The sequence below is a fragment of the Rhizobium sp. 1399 genome, assembly GCF_031455475.1.
GTDB lineage: Bacteria > Pseudomonadota > Alphaproteobacteria > Rhizobiales > Rhizobiaceae > Rhizobium.
Genome location: NZ_JAVDSU010000010.1, coordinates 118,713 through 135,370, shown reverse-complemented (window position 1 = coordinate 135,370; position 16,658 = coordinate 118,713). Strand labels below are relative to the sequence as shown.

At 61.3% G+C, this 16,658-nt stretch carries 15 protein-coding genes and 1 pseudogene; 11 read left to right on the top strand and 5 right to left on the bottom strand.

What is annotated here, in order from left to right; genetic code table 11:
- Positions 1–107 precede the first annotated feature (107 nt).
- The 5 genes from J2X71_RS26910 (at position 108) to J2X71_RS26890 (ending at position 7,524) form a co-directional block, all read left to right on the top strand.
- Positions 108–1,118 carry a MoxR family ATPase gene (locus J2X71_RS26910; RefSeq protein ID WP_037100272.1) on the top strand — a complete coding sequence of 337 codons (1,011 nt, stop codon included), beginning with the start codon at positions 108–110 and terminating at the stop codon, positions 1,116–1,118.
- Positions 1,119–1,131: 13 nt separating this feature from the next.
- The gene (locus J2X71_RS26905; RefSeq protein ID WP_310386924.1) at positions 1,132–2,052 is read left to right on the top strand and encodes a DUF58 domain-containing protein; all 921 of its coding nucleotides are present in this window, start codon (positions 1,132–1,134) and stop codon (positions 2,050–2,052) included.
- Positions 2,049–4,868, top strand: a complete 2,820-nt coding sequence (locus J2X71_RS26900; RefSeq protein WP_310386922.1) for a DUF4159 domain-containing protein — start codon at positions 2,049–2,051, stop codon at positions 4,866–4,868. Before J2X71_RS26905 ends, J2X71_RS26900 begins: the two co-directional genes overlap by 4 nt.
- A 1-nt stretch (position 4,869) precedes the next feature.
- Positions 4,870–6,942: a hypothetical protein gene (locus tag J2X71_RS26895; protein ID WP_310386920.1), complete on the top strand. Its 2,073-nt coding sequence runs from the start codon at positions 4,870–4,872 to the stop codon at positions 6,940–6,942.
- 165 nt (positions 6,943–7,107) lie between these two features.
- Positions 7,108–7,524 (top strand): GNAT family N-acetyltransferase, encoded by a 417-nt coding sequence (locus J2X71_RS26890; protein WP_310386918.1) that lies wholly within the window; start codon positions 7,108–7,110, stop codon positions 7,522–7,524.
- Between the two features lie 102 nt (positions 7,525–7,626).
- Here J2X71_RS26890 and J2X71_RS26885 read toward each other — a convergent pair.
- A pseudogene (locus J2X71_RS26885) lies at positions 7,627–8,197 on the bottom strand (GNAT family N-acetyltransferase).
- A 210-nt stretch (positions 8,198–8,407) separates the two neighbouring features.
- Here J2X71_RS26885 and J2X71_RS26880 point away from each other — a divergent pair.
- Positions 8,408–9,397, top strand: coding sequence for a glutathione S-transferase family protein (locus J2X71_RS26880; RefSeq protein ID WP_310386916.1), 990 nt, complete (start codon positions 8,408–8,410; stop codon positions 9,395–9,397).
- A gap of 3 nt (positions 9,398–9,400) precedes the next feature.
- Here J2X71_RS26880 and J2X71_RS26875 read toward each other — a convergent pair whose 3' ends face one another.
- Positions 9,401–9,880 (bottom strand): NUDIX domain-containing protein, encoded by a 480-nt coding sequence (locus J2X71_RS26875; protein WP_113322001.1) that lies wholly within the window; start codon positions 9,878–9,880, stop codon positions 9,401–9,403.
- 68 nt (positions 9,881–9,948) lie between these two features.
- On the opposite strand from J2X71_RS26875, the gene J2X71_RS26870 reads away from it, so the two are divergent.
- The 4 genes from J2X71_RS26870 (at position 9,949) to J2X71_RS26855 (ending at position 13,153) form a co-directional block, all read left to right on the top strand.
- Positions 9,949–10,857 carry a metallophosphoesterase gene (locus J2X71_RS26870; RefSeq protein WP_113322000.1) on the top strand — a complete coding sequence of 303 codons (909 nt, stop codon included), beginning with the start codon at positions 9,949–9,951 and terminating at the stop codon, positions 10,855–10,857.
- A 159-nt stretch (positions 10,858–11,016) separates the two neighbouring features.
- Entirely contained in the window at positions 11,017–11,577 is a 561-nt protein-coding gene (locus J2X71_RS26865; protein ID WP_310386913.1) for a hypothetical protein, read from the top strand.
- Positions 11,578–11,798: 221 nt separating this feature from the next.
- Positions 11,799–12,311 carry an RNA polymerase sigma factor gene (locus J2X71_RS26860; RefSeq protein ID WP_310386912.1) on the top strand — a complete coding sequence of 171 codons (513 nt, stop codon included), beginning with the start codon at positions 11,799–11,801 and terminating at the stop codon, positions 12,309–12,311.
- A 5-nt stretch (positions 12,312–12,316) separates the two neighbouring features.
- The gene (locus J2X71_RS26855; protein WP_310386910.1) at positions 12,317–13,153 is read left to right on the top strand and encodes an anti-sigma factor; all 837 of its coding nucleotides are present in this window, start codon (positions 12,317–12,319) and stop codon (positions 13,151–13,153) included.
- 3 nt (positions 13,154–13,156) lie between these two features.
- On the opposite strand, the gene J2X71_RS26850 is transcribed toward J2X71_RS26855, so the two are convergent.
- Positions 13,157–14,137 (bottom strand): zinc-binding dehydrogenase, encoded by a 981-nt coding sequence (locus J2X71_RS26850; RefSeq protein ID WP_310386908.1) that lies wholly within the window; start codon positions 14,135–14,137, stop codon positions 13,157–13,159.
- 98 nt (positions 14,138–14,235) lie between these two features.
- Between J2X71_RS26850 and J2X71_RS26845 the strand changes: the two genes are divergently transcribed.
- Positions 14,236–14,625 carry a helix-turn-helix domain-containing protein gene (locus J2X71_RS26845; protein WP_007824484.1) on the top strand — a complete coding sequence of 130 codons (390 nt, stop codon included), beginning with the start codon at positions 14,236–14,238 and terminating at the stop codon, positions 14,623–14,625.
- A gap of 9 nt (positions 14,626–14,634) precedes the next feature.
- Here J2X71_RS26845 and leuA read toward each other — a convergent pair whose 3' ends face one another.
- Together leuA and J2X71_RS26835 are read right to left on the bottom strand one after the other, a co-directional pair.
- On the bottom strand, positions 14,635–16,368 hold the full coding sequence (gene leuA, locus J2X71_RS26840; protein ID WP_310386906.1) for a 2-isopropylmalate synthase: 1,734 nt from the start codon (positions 16,366–16,368) through the stop codon (positions 14,635–14,637).
- 157 nt (positions 16,369–16,525) lie between these two features.
- Positions 16,526–16,651, bottom strand: coding sequence for a hypothetical protein (locus tag J2X71_RS26835; protein WP_280110109.1), 126 nt, complete (start codon positions 16,649–16,651; stop codon positions 16,526–16,528).
- Between the last annotated feature and the right edge of the window lie 7 nt (positions 16,652–16,658).

Here is a 16,658-nt window from a genome sequence, read left to right as displayed (position 1 = left end):
AACAAACTTGTCAGCCCGCAACATCTTCATAACTGTATCGGGTATGAGGCACGCCTATTAAAGTCAGACGATTCGCAGCCGAATGATTTCAGCCGTTGGAGATGCCCGTGGGTATGATCAAGACCGAAGCCAGCCTCGATGAACAGGCGATTGTCGCCGCCGCAGAAAGAGCGCTATCCGATATCGCCGCCATCCGCACGGAAGTTTCCAAGGTCATCTTCGGTCAGGAAAGCGTGGTTGAAAACACGCTTCTCGCCGTTCTCTCCGGTGGTCATGCCCTCCTCGTCGGTGTTCCCGGCCTTGCCAAGACGAGGCTCGTGACGACGCTCGGCGAAGTCCTCGGCCTTGCCGCAAACCGTATCCAGTTCACGCCCGACCTGATGCCTTCGGATATCCTCGGTTCCGAAGTGATGGACCAGGACGAGAGCGGCCGCCGCTCCTTCCGTTTCGTCAAGGGGCCGGTTTTCGCCCAGCTTCTGATGGCCGACGAAATCAACCGCGCTTCGCCGCGCACCCAGTCGGCACTGCTGCAGGCGATGCAGGAATATCATATCACCATTGCCGGCCAGCGTTATGACCTGCCCTCACCCTTCCACGTTCTCGCAACGCAGAACCCGCTGGAGCAGGAAGGCACCTATCCGCTTCCCGAAGCCCAGCTCGACCGCTTCCTTCTGCAGGTCGATGTTCACTATCCCGAACTTGCCGCCGAGCGCCAGATCCTTCTGGAAACGACGGGTCTCACCGAAGCCAAACCCGAACCGGTCATCAATGCGGCACGTCTGTCCGAAATCCAGACGCTCGTACGTCAGATGCCGGTCAGTGATACCGTCGTCGATGCCATCCTCTCGCTCGTGCGCTCCGCCCGTCCGGGCCAGGGCAATGCCTCCACCGACAAGCATGTGGCCTGGGGGCCCGGCCCGCGCGCCGGCCAGGCGATGATGCTCTGCGCCCGCGCCCGCGCGCTCTATGAGGGCCGTCTGGCGCCCTCGCTCGACGATATCTACGCTCTGGCCGAGCCCGTTCTCGAGCACCGCATGGCGCTGACCTTCGCCGCCCGCGCCGAAGGCATGTCGGTGCGCGACGTGATCGCCGGGCTGGTCAAGCAGGCAAAGGGATAAGGAAGCGCTGCGCGTGGCATCCATCGGACAGATCGTCAATCCGACACCCGGCAATGATGCCCTTTCCCGCGCAAGGCAGCGGGCTGCCCTCGTGCCGGATTGCCTGGTCGAAGCCAAGCGCATCGCCAACACCGTGATTGCCGGCTGGCACGGCCGCCGCAAACGCGGTATCGGCGAGAATTTCTGGCAGTTCCGCCCCTATAGCGAAGGTGAAAGCCTGTCGCGCATCGATTGGCGCCGCTCCGCCCGCGACGACCATACCTATGTGCGTGACCGCGAATGGGAGGCTGCCCACACAATCTGGCTCTGGGCCGACATGTCGCCCTCCATGATGTACAAGTCGACCTATGGCAGCGTTTCCAAGGAAAGCCGGGCGCTGGTCATCATGCTGGCGCTTGCCGAGATCCTCGCCCGCTCCGGCGAGCGCATCGGCTGCCCCGGCGTGATGGAACCTGTCTCCGCCCGCAATGCAGCCGAAAGGCTGGCAGCCGCCCTGATGCACACCCCGCTGACTGGCGGCCTGCCCGAAACCGCGATGGTGCGCGGTTGGAGCGATCTCATCCTCATCGGCGATTTCCTCGATGACGCGCCTTCCATCATGGCTCGTCTCGGTCCGCTTGCCCGCCGGGGCCTGCGTGGCCACGTGGTCGAGATCGCCGATCCGGCCGAGGAAATCTTTCCCTATAACGGCCGCACCGAATTCACCGATCCGGAAACCGGCGAAAGGCTGACCTCGGGGCGGGCGGAGGGCCTGCGGGAGGCCTATCGCAACGCCTATCTCGCGCGACGCGAAGATCTCGGCCAATCGCTGCGCCATCTCGGCTGGACCTTCGTCAGCCACCGCACCGATCATCTGGCGTCCGAAGCGCTGGTTGCCGTCCATATGTATCTTTCCGGCATGCCGGCAAAGGCAACGCATGGAGGACAGTTTTGAGCGCGCTTCCCTTCGCCTTCGCCTATCCCGCTATCCTCGGCGCGCTGATTGCCCTGCCCGTCATCTGGTGGCTGCTGCGGCTCACCCCGCCGCGCCCGCAGGCGGAAGTCTTTCCGCCGCTGAAAATCCTCGCGACTGTGCTGAAGCGCGAGGAAACGCCGGCGAAAAGCCCTTGGTGGCTGACGCTGCTGCGCATGCTTCTGGCAGCCGCCATCATCTTCGCGATCGCCGATCCGGTCTTCAATCCGCGCACCAGCTCGCTCGCATCGGGTGGTCCGCTCGTCCTTTTCGTCGACAATAGCTGGGCTTCGGCACCCGATTGGGAGCGCCGCGTCCAGACGGCCGACGCGCTGATCGACGATGCCGAGACTGCCGGCGCTGTCGTCTCCATCGCCTTCACCGCCGACCCGACCAATAACGCGACACCCGGCACTGCGGCTGCCGCCCGCGAAAAGCTCCGCGCCGCGGAACCGAAGCCGCTTGTGCCGGATCGCCAGCGGGCTTTCGAAGCGCTGCGCGCCGCCCTGAACGGCACGCATCCCGGCACGCTTGCCTTCCTCACCGACGGTGCAGCAAGCAGCGACAACGATGCTATCGTCCGTCAACTCTCCGACCTTCGGCCCGCCGAACTGCGCGTGATCGAAGGCGATGCTGCCCAGACGGTAGCAATCTCGGGCGCCACCAATACGGCCGATGCGATGACGGTCAAACTGACCCGCCTCAGTGCCAGTGGCGCGGCCTCCGTCCCGCTCAATGCACAGGACGCGCAGGGCCGCGTGATCGCCACCGGCAGGGCTGACTTCGCCCCCGGCCAGACGGCCGTCAATGCCGGCATTTCCGCCCCCTTCGAGATGCGCAACGATTTTGCCCGCGTCAGCATCAATACCGGCGCCACCGCAGGCGCGGTGCATCTGCTCGACGATGCCTTCAAGCGCCGCAGGGTCGTGCTTCTCTCGGGCGAAAGCGGCGATGAATTCCAGCCGCTGCTCTCCCCGCTCTACTACATCCAGCGGGCGCTCGAACCCTACGCGGACCTCGTGCGGCCGACCGATGCCAATCTTTCGGTCGCGATCCCGAAGCTGCTCGCCAATAATCCTTCGATCATCATCATGGCCGATATCGGCCGCCTGCCGGAGGATACCTACGCGCCCCTGCAGCGCTGGATATCGAACGGTGGCATGCTGCTGCGCTTTGCCGGCCCGCGCCTTGCCGCGGCACCTGCCGAAGATCCGCTGATCCCTGTCACCCTGCGCCAGGGGGAACGTGCGCTTGGCGGCAGCCTGTCCTGGAGCGAGCCGCAAGCGCTCGCCGAATTCCCTGGATTCAGCCCGTTTGCCGGCATACCGCGTCCGACCGACGTGACGGTCAACCGTCAGGTGCTGGCAGAGCCGACACCCGATCTCGCCGAACGCACATGGGCAAGCCTTGCCGATGGTACGCCGCTCGTGACCATGAACAAGATGAATGCCGGCCAGATCGTGCTCTTCCATGTGAGTGCCGAAGCGACCTGGTCGAACCTGCCGATTTCTGGCACCTTCGTCGAAATGCTGCGCCACCTCATCCAGATCTCCCGTTCCGGCGGAGTAACCTCGGAATCATCGGGCAGTGCGCGCGTTGCCGAAACCCTGCCGCCCTTCCGCATGCTGACCGCCAAGGGCATCCTGGTCACCGAAACCGGCAATGCCCGTCCACTGATCCCGAATGCGAAGGCAGCACCCGTTGCCAATTTCGACAATCCACCCGGCCTCTATGGCTCCGAAGATGGCTTCACGGCACTGAACGTTCTGCCCGACAATGCCGAGCTGAAACCGCTCGACATCGATGGCGTCAATGTCGTGCGCGCCGGCCTTATCGGTGGCGAAAGCTGGTCGGCCAAACCCTTGCTCTTCTTCATCGCCTTCCTGCTGCTTCTGGCCGATAGCCTGATCGTGCTCTTCATGAACGGCGCCTTCTCCCGCCTGCGGCCGCGCGCCCGGGCTGCGGCGACGATCGCCGTGGCACTTGCGGCCGGCCTGATGCTGCAGCCGGACATCTCGCATGCCAATGACACCCAGCCGGGCGACGACATCATCATGCAGCGGCTCGACAATACCCATCTCGCCTATGTCGTGACCGGCGAACAGGATGTGGACAATATTTCTGAAGAGGGGCTCAATGGCCTCACGAGATTCCTGACCTACCGCACCACGCTGGAGCCGTCCCCACCCGTTGGCATTGACCTAAATAAGGACGAGTTATCCTTCTACCCGATCATCTACTGGCCGATTTCGGCAACCGCACCGATGCCGTCCAACGCCGCCATCAGCCGTATCGACGCCTATATGCGCAATGGCGGAACGGTGCTTTTCGACACACGCGACCAGTTCGACTCCCTCGAAGGGGGCAGCGACACGACCGCCAACGGCCAGCGCCTGCAGCAGATCCTCGCCAATCTGGATATTCCGCCGCTGGAACCCGTTCCGCACGACCATGTGCTGACCAAGTCCTTTTATCTTCTGTCCAGCTTCCCCGGCCGCTACGCCGGCAGCCCGCTCTGGATCGAGGCGCGGCAGGGCGGCCAGAACCAGAACAGCGCCAATAGGCCGGCCGCTGCCGCAGACGGCGTCTCGCCGATCCTGATCACCGCAAACGATTTTGCCGGCGCGTGGGCCGTTGACGACAATGACACCCCGCTGCTGCCCACTGTGCCGCCGGATGAGACGCAGCGCGAATATGCCTTCCGCGCCGGCGTCAACATCATGATGTACATGCTGACCGGCAACTACAAGACAGACCAGGTTCACGTGCCCGACCTGCTCGAACGGCTGGGGCAGTGATATGACGCTCGATTATTCACCCTTCCTGCCCTGGCCCTTTTTGGCGGTACTGACCGGCATCGTCCTCCTGATCGCCGTATTCGCGATCTGGCGCGGCATACGCGGCGCATGGATCCGCACGCTTGCGGCGATGGCGCTACTGGCAGCACTTGCCAATCCGGTACTGCTGCAGGAGGACCGCGACCAGCTTTCGACCATCGTCCCTGTTATCGTCGATCGCAGCCAGAGCCAGCAGACGGCCGACCGCATGAGGATGACGGATGATGCGCTGGCATCCTTGAAAACCCAGCTCGCCCGCTTTCCGCAGATCGAGCCCCGCTTCGTGGACGTGAACGAGGACCGCAATTCCGACGTGCCCTCCACACGCCTCTTCGAGGCCCTGTCGGCTTCGATCGCCGATGTCCCGCCCTCGCGCGTCGGCGGCGCGATCATGCTGACGGATGGCGAGGTGCATGATGTGCCCGGCGTCAATCAAGCGCTCGGCTTCGACGCGCCGATCCACGGTCTCATCACCGGCAAGCCGAACGAGTTCGATCGCCGCATCGAGGTCATCAAGGCGCCCCGCTTCGGCATAGTCAACGAGGAGCAGCAGCTCGTGCTGCGCGTCTTCGACGACGGCCCGAGCCCCGGCGGCGCTGCGAATGTGACGGTGCGCCTCAACGGCGACGAGATCGCCACCCTGCAGGCAACACCCGGCCAGGATACACCCTTCTCCTTCAAGGTGACCCGCGGCGGCCCGAACGTGCTGGAATTCTCCGTCGCCGGTATTCCCGGCGAAGTGACGGATGCCAATAATCGTGCCGTGCACATCATCGATGGCATCCGCCAGAACCTGCGCGTCCTTCTCGTCTCGGGCGAACCGCATGCCGGCGAGCGCGCCTGGCGCAATCTCCTGAAGTCCGACGCGTCAGTCGATCTCGTGCATTTCACCATCCTGCGCCCGCCGGAAAAGCAGGACGGTACGCCGATCAACGAGCTGTCGCTGATCGCATTCCCGACCCGAGAGCTCTTCGTCGACAAGATCAAGGATTTCGACCTGATCATCTTCGACCGCTATCAGGATCGCGCCAATGTGCTGCCGATGCTCTATTACGACAACATCGCGCAATATGTGGAAAATGGCGGTGCACTGCTGATCGCCGCCGGTCCTGAGCATGCAAGCCCGGAGTCGATCGCCATGACCCCGCTTGCCTCCGTACTGCCGGCAGAGCCGACCGGCCGTATGATCGAGCAGGCCTTCTATCCTCGTCTTTCCGAACAGGGCCGCAAGCACCCCGTCACGCGCGGGCTTGACGGTTCCGGCGATGAGCCGCCGCATTGGGGCCGCTGGTTCCGAAGCGTCGATGTCGAGCGGCCGCAGGGCCAGACCGTCATGTTCGGTGCCGACAACCATCCGCTGCTGGTGCTCAACCGCGCCGGCCAGGGCCGTGTCGCCATGCTGCTTTCCGATCAGGGCTGGCTCTGGGCGCGCGGCTTCGAGGGCGGCGGCCCGCACGTCTCGCTCTATCGCCGCATCGCCCACTGGTTGATGAAGGAACCGGCACTGGAGGAAGAGGCGCTGACGGCGCGGACCTCCGGCCGAACACTGGAAATCACCCGCCAGACGATTGGCGATGCCCCCGGAGACGCGGTCGTCCGCTACCCCTCGGGCAGGACCGAGAACCTGCCGCTGACGCAGACCGAGCCCGGCCTCTACAAGGCCGAAAAGCGCATGGACGAAATTGGCCTGTTTGAAATCCGCAACGGCGATCTGACGACGCTCGCACATGTTGGCGCCGTCGATGCGCCCGAATTCAAGGCGATGATTTCGACGACCGCTGCGCTGAAGCCGATCACCGACAAGAGCCGCGGTCTCGTCACACGCGTCGTCAACAATGCCGGCGCCATTACCGTCCCGCCGATCCTGCCGGTGCGCGGCCAGGTGCGTGTGGCCGACAATGATCGCATGACGATCCGCATGACCAATGAAACCGTGCTGAAGGGCATCAATACCTTGCCGCTCTTTGCGGGCTTCGCAGGTGTCGGAATCCTGCTCCTCGCCTTTGGTGCCATGTGGTGGCGTGAAGGACGGTAGATGCCTTTCCTGGTCAGATTGAAGCATTCTGTCGGGCAGATTTTCGTCAGGGCGGAGGTGATTGGCGAAGGGCATACCTCCTGGTACGTCCAAGCCGATCGCTTCCGATCCTGGCGGAAAGTTGCCCGGCAGAATGCTTCAATCTGACCAGGAAAGGCATCTGACATGCCGGAATTCGAGCTCACCGCCTCCCCGTCACCGGAAGAGCTCGCGATCATCACCGACGGCCTGACAGCCTTCAACACGGAAGATGTTGGCCCGTCCAAACGGCAGGCGCTTGCCGTTCTGATCCGTGATACCGATGGCAAGGTCTCCGGCGGTCTGTCGGGCTACACCGCCTGGGGCTGGCTCTTCGTGCAGATGCTCTACATTCCCGACATGCTGCGCGGCAGTGGCATGGCAGGCAAGATCCTCGCGAAGGCGGAAGAAGAAGCCGCCGCCCGGGGCTGCCGTGGCGCCTGGATCGATACGTTCAACCCGCATGCGCTCAGCGCATACAAGCGTCAGGGCTATGAAGTCTTTGGCGAACTGCCCGATTTTCCCGAGGGCAGGACGCGGACCTTCCTCAAGAAGAGGCTCTGACGAGAGCAATTCCAGCAAAAGTGCGCAGCTGTTTTGCGTCCGGAATTGCGTAAGAACAAAGAGATAGAGTGTTTCCGTGATCCGAAGAAGAACGGAAATGCTCTATCGCCGCCAGGCGATCGTGCCTTTCAGCCGCGCATGCGTATCTTCCGCGATCGGGACCACGAGCACACGGCCCGGATCGACGGGACCGGGAAAAGTCAGTGCGCCATATGCGACCTTCTCGAAGCCGAGCGGGCCGTAATACGGCGGATCACCGACGAGGATGATGGCTTCCGAACCCTTGCGTTTGGCGGCCTCGACCGCGATGCGCACCAGTTCGCGGCCAATGCCCTTGCTCTTGTGCGACGGCCGCACGGCAAGCGGTCCCAGGAGATGGCCTTTCACCGTTCCGGCCAGAACCGGCGTCATCCGCACCGAAGCGATCGTCTCGCCGTCATCGGCGCAGATGAAGGAGAGCGACAGGTCATGCGGTCCCTGCTCGCGAATACGGGCAGCGGCGCGCGTGTGCCGGCCGGGGCCGAATGCTTCTTCGTTGATGAGTTCAATAGTCGCGTCGTGAGACGCATCCTCAGTGAGGTAGACGAGATCGTGCTTGTACATGAGCATGGGAACAGAGACCGTATAGACGCAGATGTGGGTTCGCGAACACGCCGTCGGCGTTCGGGAGCATCAGCGTCGTCGCAGGCCTCTGAGAATAGACATCAAGCAGGATTCCAGAAATTTGTGAGGAAGGCGGATAGCAGGAAAAATTTCCGTCGTCCATTGTAAAAATTCGGTCAGAAATTAAGCGACCGAGACGCAGTGTTCAATCTTTACCGACCTGCAAAAAGCGGTGTGCTGCGATATCTATGCGCAACGAACAATTTCAGAGGTACAAAACATGGGCATGCTGGTGGACGGCGTCTGGCATGACGTCTGGTACGATACGAAGGAAACGAAGGGCCATTTCAAGCGTCAGCCCTCGCAGTTCCGCAACTGGATTACAGCTGACGGAGAGGCCGGTCCCAGCGGCAAAGGCGGCTTTAAAGCCGAGGCCGGCCGTTATCACCTCTATGTCTCCCTCGCCTGTCCCTGGGCGCATCGCACACTGATCTTCCGCAAGCTGAAGAAGCTCGAAGACCTGATCTCCGTTTCGGTCGTCGACCCGCTGATGGTGGAAAATGGCTGGGAGTTCAAAGTCGGCAATGGCGCCACCGTCGATCACCTTTTTGGCTCCAAGGCACTCTGGGAAATCTACGTGAAGGCCGATCCGCACTATTCCGGCCGCGTCACCGTACCGGTGCTCTGGGACATCAAGACGAGCACGATCGTCAACAACGAATCGGCTGAAATCATCCGCATGTTCAACAGCGCCTTCAATCATCTGACGGGCTCGACGGCAGATTATTACCCGGAAGACCTGCGGGCCGATATCGATGCACTGAACGACGTGGTCTATGACACCGTCAACAACGGCGTCTACAAGTCGGGCTTTGCCACCACGCAAGCGGCTTACGAGGAGAATGTCGTCAAGCTCTTCGAAACGCTGGATAAGCTCGATGAGCGTCTCGGCAAGGGCCGCTACCTTTTCGGCGATCGCCAGACCGAAGCCGACTGGCGGCTCTTCACGACGCTCGTGCGTTTCGACCCTGTTTATGTCGGCCACTTCAAGTGCAACATCCGCCGCATCGAGGACTACCAAAACCTGTCGGGCTATCTGCGTGACCTTTATCAGACTCCCGATGTCGCTGAGACGGTGAACGTGCGCCACATCAAGGAGCACTATTACCGCAGTCACAAGACCATCAACCCGACCGGCATCGTGCCAGCCGGCCCTGCACTCGATCTCGATCGGCCGCACGGCCGGGACAGGCTCGCAGCCGCTGCCTGAGCCTCACCAGTAATGCGCCGGCTCCGCCTCACCGCGGAGTTCAGCCAGCCTTCTATGCGTCGCTTCAGTCGTCTCCGCCGGCAGCTTGTCGATTTCGAAAAAGCCGCTCTCGGCAATTTCCCAATCCGGCAAGCGCGGCGCGGTCTGTTCCACGATGGCTCGGTAGAAGACCACATGGTCGCGCCGGGTGATATTGGTGTTGAAATAGACGTGAAAGAGCTGTGGCTTGCCCACGATCTTGAGGTTGCCTTCCTCCCGCAACTCCTTGATGAGCGCCTCTTCTGCCGTCTCGTTTCGTTCCAGCCCGCCACCTGGCATATGCCATCCGCCGGTGTAGCCGTGACGAACGAGAAAGAGGCGCCCCTGCTCGTCGAAACAGGCTGCACGCACCCCCATCGTCATGCCGCGCGCGACGGAAAAATACACGTGCAGCAATCGCACCAACACTTTCATGTGAAGGGGCCATGTTTGTTTGTCTGCCATGGGTTCTTTCATACTCTCATCGCGGGGATGTGTTTGAATTGTAAATAAGCTGGTCTATGTGTCGTTGCATGTTCAAGCTCGCGCATATCTCCGACGTCCATCTCGGACCCCTGCCCCGCCTTTCCATTCACGAACTTTTCTCAAAACGTATTACGGGCTTTGTGAACTGGCACCGCAACCGGCGCAAGCATCTTTTCGGCAGCACGCTCGATCTGCTTCTGGACGATATCCGCTCACACAAGGCCGACCATCTGGCGGTGACCGGCGACCTCGTCAACCTCGCAAGCGGCATCGAGATTCGGAGCGCGGCAGCCTGGCTGCGCGAACTCGGCGATCCCGCCGCGACATCGGTCGTCCCTGGCAACCACGATGCCTATGTGCCGGGCTCCTATGAGAAGTCGATGCGCGCCTGGTATGACTATGTGCGCGGCGACCTTGCGCCACCGGAATGGGAAGAAAACCGGCACATCTTTCCCTATCTTCGCATCCGCGACAAGGTCGCAATCGTCGGCTGCTCGACTGCCGTTGCAACTCCGCCCTTCGCGGCCTCCGGCTTTTTCGGCGCGCGCCAGGCGCGCGATACGGTCAACATGCTGCGTGCTGCCGGCGAGGCCGGTCTGTTCCGTGTCGTCATGATCCACCATCCGCCGATCCGCGGCGCGACCCGTTTCTATAAACGCATGATCGGCATCCGCCGCTTTGCCGCCGTTGTCTCCACCGGCGGAGCCGAGCTCGTGCTGCACGGCCATACCCATCTCAACACACTCCACTGGCTGCGCGGACAGACAGGCCCCGTACCCGTCGTCGGCATCGCTTCGGCATCGCAAGGACCGGGCGGCATCAAGCCGCGCGCCGCCTACAATCTCTTCTCCATTTCCGGTTCTCCCGGCGCTTGGGAAGTGAAAGGCGAGCGCTTCAGCATAAATGATACGGGCGACGGAATGATGCCGGAAAGTGCAGATATTTTCGCGCTTTAGAGGCGATTGCGGAATCAATTTCGGCAGTTGTTGAATCAACATGTGAAGAGCGATCGCCAATGTCGCAACATAGGCAATAAAGGCCGTCGGGGCTCTTGGTATTTTTAAGCGTCGGCGTACAATTCAACAACCGCAGCGCTTCAAAACGGAGTACGCCCGATGACTGCTTCTCTTCATCGCCTGTGCAGACTTTCGCTTGTTTCCGTCTTTGCTTTCGGCCTCGCTACGTCCGCTTTCGCGGTCGGTGGCGGAAACGATGACACCTCCCCGCCGCAGAAGACCCAAACGACCAAGACCTGCACCAAGGGCAAGGTCTGGGATGCCAAGAAGAAGGAATGCGTCGATCCGAAGAAGCAGAGCTTCAACGATGACGATCTCTATAAGTTCGCCCGCGAGTTTGCCTATACCGGCCAGTATGAGAACGCCATTACGGTGCTCAATCTTGCCAAGAACCAGAACGATCCGCGCATCCTGAACTATCTCGGCTATGCCAACCGCAAGGCTGGCCGCATGGAGCTCGGCATGTCCTACTACAAGAAGGCGCTGCAGCAGGATGAGAATTACATTCTTGCTCGCTCCTATATGGGCATGGCGCTTGTCGAGCAGGGAGACATTCAGGGCGCCCGCGTCCAGCTCGTCGAGATTCGTGATCGCGGCGGCGAAAATACTTGGGCCTATCGCGCTCTGTTGCAGAGCCTGAACGGCTACAGGACATATTGAGGCAAGCTCCGCGGGGTATGGTGCGGAAATCCCTTGGGATGGAATGGATGAATTGAACCCCGCGCTTGCGAAATACAGGCGACTTGTTCCATAAAAGCCGCCTGCATGGCCGGGATGAATACGATGGCTTCGCACCCGCCGGGTAAGACCCGCATGCGAAGCTGGCCCATATTTGAAGCTAGTATGAGTTTCGGCCAATGTGAATGCTTCTTGGAAAAACCATGCGCCAACCCGCCACCACCACCGATATCCGGCGTGATCTCGTCGGTCTCCTGCCCCGCCTCCGCCGCTTTGCCATCACGCTCGCGGGAGAGACGGCTGCGGCCGATGAACTGGTCCAGGCGGTCTGTCTGCGCGCAATTTCCAAAGGACATCAGTGGAATGGCGAAGGCCGGCTGGAAAGCTGGATCTATACACTTGCCCGCCAGCAATGGGCCGATGACAGCCGCAAGCGCAAGCCGCGTCCGGTCGCACGGGGCAATGTAACCGATATCCGCGATGCCATTCGCGACCGTACAGCGTTCGTCGATACCGACGCCCTGCACCGCATGCTCGCGGAAATGCCCGAGGGCGTGGCCAGCATCTTCGTGCTGATCGACGTGGAAGGTCATACCTATCAGCAGGCAGCCGAAATCATGGGCATTGCGATTGGCGGCATTGCCGGTCAGCTTGCGACCGCACGACTCCATTTCGCCGCATTGTCCGGTCACAATCCGCCCGTCCACAGGTACTGACTGATTTGCTCGATTTCAAAAAACAGCCGCTTGAAGCCCAGCTTGCCGCCCTCCTTGACGGCGAAACCACACCGGAACAGAAGCTGGAACTGGAAAGCAGGCTGGCAACGGATGAAAACGCCCGTAAAATCTACGACAAGCTCCGCCACGGCGTCGATTTCGGCCGTCGCAAGTTGGACGACATGCTGAAGGAACCTGTTCCGCTGGCGCTTGTTCGCTCGATCAAGAGCACGCAGCCACCGAAGACGCCGATCGCCCAGCGCAACGCGCGCCCGCAGCTGAAGCTCGCGCCAAATGGCCGCCAGGCGCTTGCCGCAGCCCTTATTCTCTTTGTCGTCGGCGGTGGCATCGGCTATTTCATCGGCAATGCGCCGGATACGGATGACACCACATCGGCCGCAATCCCCCAGATCAACACCAATGACTGGCTGGGTGACGTCACCGCCTTCCAGCGGCTTCTCGTGCGCCAGCCGCGTCACCTTGTCGAAGTGCCGGCCTCACAGTCAGAGGAAATCTCCTCCTGGCTGACGACCGCGATTGGCGTGCCGTTCCGCGTACCGGATCTTTCCACAGAATCCTGGACCTTCCAGGGCGCGCGCGTGATCCTTGGTGACAGCCGCCCTGTCGGCCAACTCGTCTATTCCAATGCCGATGGCGATATCATCTCGATCTGCTTCCGAAAGGATGCGCAGCCACCGGAAACGGAAGACTTCAAGGAAACGATCCGCGACGAGATCGGCCTTGTAACCTGGCACAATGCCGGCACGTCCTATGTGCTGGCAGGCCCCTCTGCCGAAGCCACGCTCAGCCAGCTCGCCATGGAAATCGCCGCCGCCATTTGACGGTTATGGCACCAGCACGACCTTTCCGCTGACCCGACGCTCCTCAAGCGCACGATGCGCCTCAGCGGCTTCATCAAGCGAAAACCGACCGCCGTGCACGATCTTCAGCGCTCCGGATGCGGCAAGATCAAAGAGAGCAGCGAGATCGCCCTTCCATTTGCCCGCCGCAATCCGCGGCAAGAGTGAAAAGCCCTTCAGCGACTGGTTCATATCGAGCATGGAGCCGATCTCGGAAAGCTCCAGCGAGAACCGCCCCATGGCTGCAAACAGCATTTCTCCGGCGGGAGCAAGAGCAGTCAGAGACGCCCTCGCGATATCGCCGCCGACCGTCTCGTAAATGACATCGGCCCCCTGCCCTCCGGTCGCTGTCCTGACCGAACCGGTCCACTCTTCGGCGGTGTAATCGACCGCCACATCGGCGCCGAGGGAGAGTGCAAGCTGCCTCTTCGCCTCACTGCCGGCTGCAGCAATTACCATGCTCGCACCTTCGAGCCTGGCAAGCTGCAGCAACAGAGACCCGACCCCACCGCCAGCAGCGTTGACGAGCACCACCTTTCCCTTCGGCGGACTACGACGCACCATGTGCAGAGTCGTCAGACCCTGCACCATCAATGCCGTCGCATCCGCAAAGGAAAGGTCGTCCGGCAAACGCACCGCCGCTCCAACATCTATAGCCACATATTCGGCATAACCGCCGAAGCCACGAGCGATTGCAAAGAGCGGCACGGCGACACGCGCGCCAAGCAGCGACGGATCGGCATCCGCCCCAAGTTCTTCGACGACGCCTGCCACTTCCACACCGGGAAAGACAGGCAGCGGTGGCGTCACGGCATAGCGATCCGCCCGCATCAGAACTTCGAAGAAATTGACGCCGGCGGCATGGACGCGCACCAGCACTTCGCCGCCTTTGGGTTTCGGGATCGGCACCTCTACAGTTTCGAGAACTTCAGGCGGACCGAAGCGGGTGTATTGAACGGCTTTCATGGCAGACCTCACATTCTGATGGCGTAAGGCTGCCTGTAGCACTCGATTTACGGTTCAAAATACACACATATCAGTGCCATACCCACCAGGAGGTGACCATGGCCGAGCCCATGAAAAGACTGCCGAAACTCCCCGTGGAACGAGCCTTGAAGGTTATTTCCGGGCGATGGAAACCCGTCATCCTCTATCATGTCTTCTCAGGACCGAAACGGCTTTCAGAGCTCAAGCGCATGATGCCCGAGATTACCCAGAAGGTGCTGATCCAGCAGTTGCGGGAGATGGAGGAGCACGGCCTTGTACGCCGAGAAGTCTTTGCAGAGGTGCCCGCACGCGTGGAATATACCGCGACTGAACTCGGCCTCGGGCTGGAGCCGATCCTTCTCGCCCTCTGCCAATGGGGACAAAACCACGCGCAAGCGCAGGGCGAGCTCGATGAGCTCACCGATTGCATCGTCAGGCCGCGCCACTCCGAGGCGATCGCGGCCTGATCAGAATGGTCAGGCCTTGCCGGCCTTCACGTCGAGCACGCGGTTGGCAGCCGAGACGATCGCTTCGAGCGATGCCGCCACGATATTGGTGTTGATGCCGGCACCAAAGAGCTTGCCGCCCGGATAGGACGTCTCGACATAGGAGATGGCGGCGGCATTCGAGCCGTGCTGCAGCGAATGCTCCGAATAATCCTCGACAGACATCTCGATACCGAGATAGTGCGACAGCGCATTGATGAAGCCATCAATCGGGCCGTTGCCGCGGCCTTCGATACGCTTGATCTCACCATTGTCGGTAATCTCGGCCGCCACGATCCGCTGTCCCTTGTGCTCTGTATCGGGATAGGTGTGGTGGTCGACGAACCGGAGACGAGCACCCGGCTGGGTCACGTAGCGCTCGATGAAGCGGTCGTGGATGCGCTTCGAAGGAAGCTCCTTGCCCTCTTCATCGGTGATGCGCTGGATGTCTTCGCGGAATTCGACCTGCAGATTGCGCGGCAGATTGAGCCCGTAATCCTGCTGCAGGATATAGGCGATGCCACCCTTCCCCGACTGCGAATTGATGCGGATGATCGCTTCGTAGGAGCGGCCGACGTCACGCGGGTCGATCGGCAGGTAAGGCACTTCCCAGACTGGATGGTTGGCAACCTGCGCCGCCTTCATGCCCTTGTTGATCGCATCCTGATGCGAACCGGAAAAGGCCGTGTAGACCAGTTCGCCGACATAAGGGTGACGATCGGCAATCGCCATCTGGTTCGAATATTCGAACACTTCCTTGATGCGTTCGATGTTCGAGCAGTCGATTTCCGGATCCACGCCCTGCGTGAACATGTTGAGCGCCATGGTGACGACGTCGACATTGCCGGTGCGCTCGCCATTGCCGAAGAGCGTGCCTTCAACGCGATCGGCGCCTGCCAGCAGCGCCAATTCGGCAGCGGCAATCCCGGTGCCGCGGTCATTATGCGGATGCAGCGAGATGATCAGGTTTTCTCTGTTATCGAGATTGCGACACATCCATTCGATCTGGTCGGCATAGACGTTCGGCGTCGCCATTTCGACGGTTGAGGGCAGATTGATGATGAGCTTGTTGTCAGGCGTAGGCTTCATGACCTCGATGACGGCGTTGCAGATTTCCAGCGCCACGTCCAGCTCGGTGCCGGTGAAGCTCTCGGGTGAATATTCGAAACGGTAGCCGCCGCCGGCCTTGGCAGCCATGTCTGTGATCATCTTGGCGGCATCGACGGCGATCTGCTTGATGCCCTGCACATCCTTGGCGAACACAACGCGGCGCTGCAATTCGCTGGTCGAATTGTAGAAATGCACGATCGGTCGGTTGGCGCCTTCCAGCGCTTCGAAGGTACGCGTGATCAGCTCAGGCCGGCACTGCACCAGCACCTGCAGCGAGACATCATCGGGCACACTGCCCTCTTCAATGCACCAGCGGGCAAAATCGAAATCGGTCTGCGAGGCAGAGGGGAAACCGATCTCAATTTCCTTGAAACCCATTTCCAGCAGCAGCTGAAACATGCGGGCCTTGCGATCATGGCCCATCGGATCGACGAGCGCCTGATTGCCGTCGCGCAGGTCCACGGAGCACCAGATCGGCGCCTTGGTGATGGTCTTGGTCGGCCAGGTGCGGTCGGGAATGTTTACCTGCGGATAAGGCCGGTACTTCACGGCGGCGTCGGGCATGCCCTTGGCGGAAGCAGCGCTTGCGGAGGATCGGCTGGTGTTCGTATCCATTGTCTTGTCTCCTCGTCCCGGCATTTGCCCCGCGTCTTAGCCGATCATATCTGGCTTGGCGACTGCAAATGCGGACCTTTACTCGGTCGTTTGGTCAATTTTGAGAGTGAGTCGCGAGGAGCGATGGCCGGGCGGGCTTTCGGCCGCCGGGCGCTCCTCAAAGGACCCGGCAACCGCGCGTAAGGCCGAGGAGAAGAAGCGAGGTCAGGGCGCGCGTATTGTCACGCAATGCCGTGCGGCTGCGTGCAATCGTCTCGGAAATCCGTGCGCTCGTGCTCTTCATGACCGCG

What these genes read in the sequence shown, in the direction of transcription:
- J2X71_RS26880 (WP_310386916.1), top strand. Translation starts at nt 8,408, where the DNA reads ATGGGCATGCTGGTGGACGGCGTCTGGCATGACGTCTGGTACGATACG.
- J2X71_RS26870 (WP_113322000.1), top strand. Translation starts at nt 9,949, where the DNA reads ATGTTCAAGCTCGCGCATATCTCCGACGTCCATCTCGGACCCCTGCCC.
- J2X71_RS26865 (WP_310386913.1), top strand. Translation starts at nt 11,017, where the DNA reads ATGACTGCTTCTCTTCATCGCCTGTGCAGACTTTCGCTTGTTTCCGTC.
- J2X71_RS26895 (WP_310386920.1), top strand. Translation starts at nt 4,870, where the DNA reads ATGACGCTCGATTATTCACCCTTCCTGCCCTGGCCCTTTTTGGCGGTA.
- J2X71_RS26890 (WP_310386918.1), top strand. Translation starts at nt 7,108, where the DNA reads ATGCCGGAATTCGAGCTCACCGCCTCCCCGTCACCGGAAGAGCTCGCG.
- J2X71_RS26850 (WP_310386908.1), bottom strand. Translation starts at nt 14,137, where the DNA reads ATGAAAGCCGTTCAATACACCCGCTTCGGTCCGCCTGAAGTTCTCGAA.
- J2X71_RS26875 (WP_113322001.1), bottom strand. Translation starts at nt 9,880, where the DNA reads ATGGCAGACAAACAAACATGGCCCCTTCACATGAAAGTGTTGGTGCGA.
- J2X71_RS26860 (WP_310386912.1), top strand. Translation starts at nt 11,799, where the DNA reads ATGCGCCAACCCGCCACCACCACCGATATCCGGCGTGATCTCGTCGGT.
- J2X71_RS26835 (WP_280110109.1), bottom strand. Translation starts at nt 16,651, where the DNA reads ATGAAGAGCACGAGCGCACGGATTTCCGAGACGATTGCACGCAGCCGC.
- leuA (WP_310386906.1), bottom strand. Translation starts at nt 16,368, where the DNA reads ATGGATACGAACACCAGCCGATCCTCCGCAAGCGCTGCTTCCGCCAAG.
- J2X71_RS26845 (WP_007824484.1), top strand. Translation starts at nt 14,236, where the DNA reads ATGGCCGAGCCCATGAAAAGACTGCCGAAACTCCCCGTGGAACGAGCC.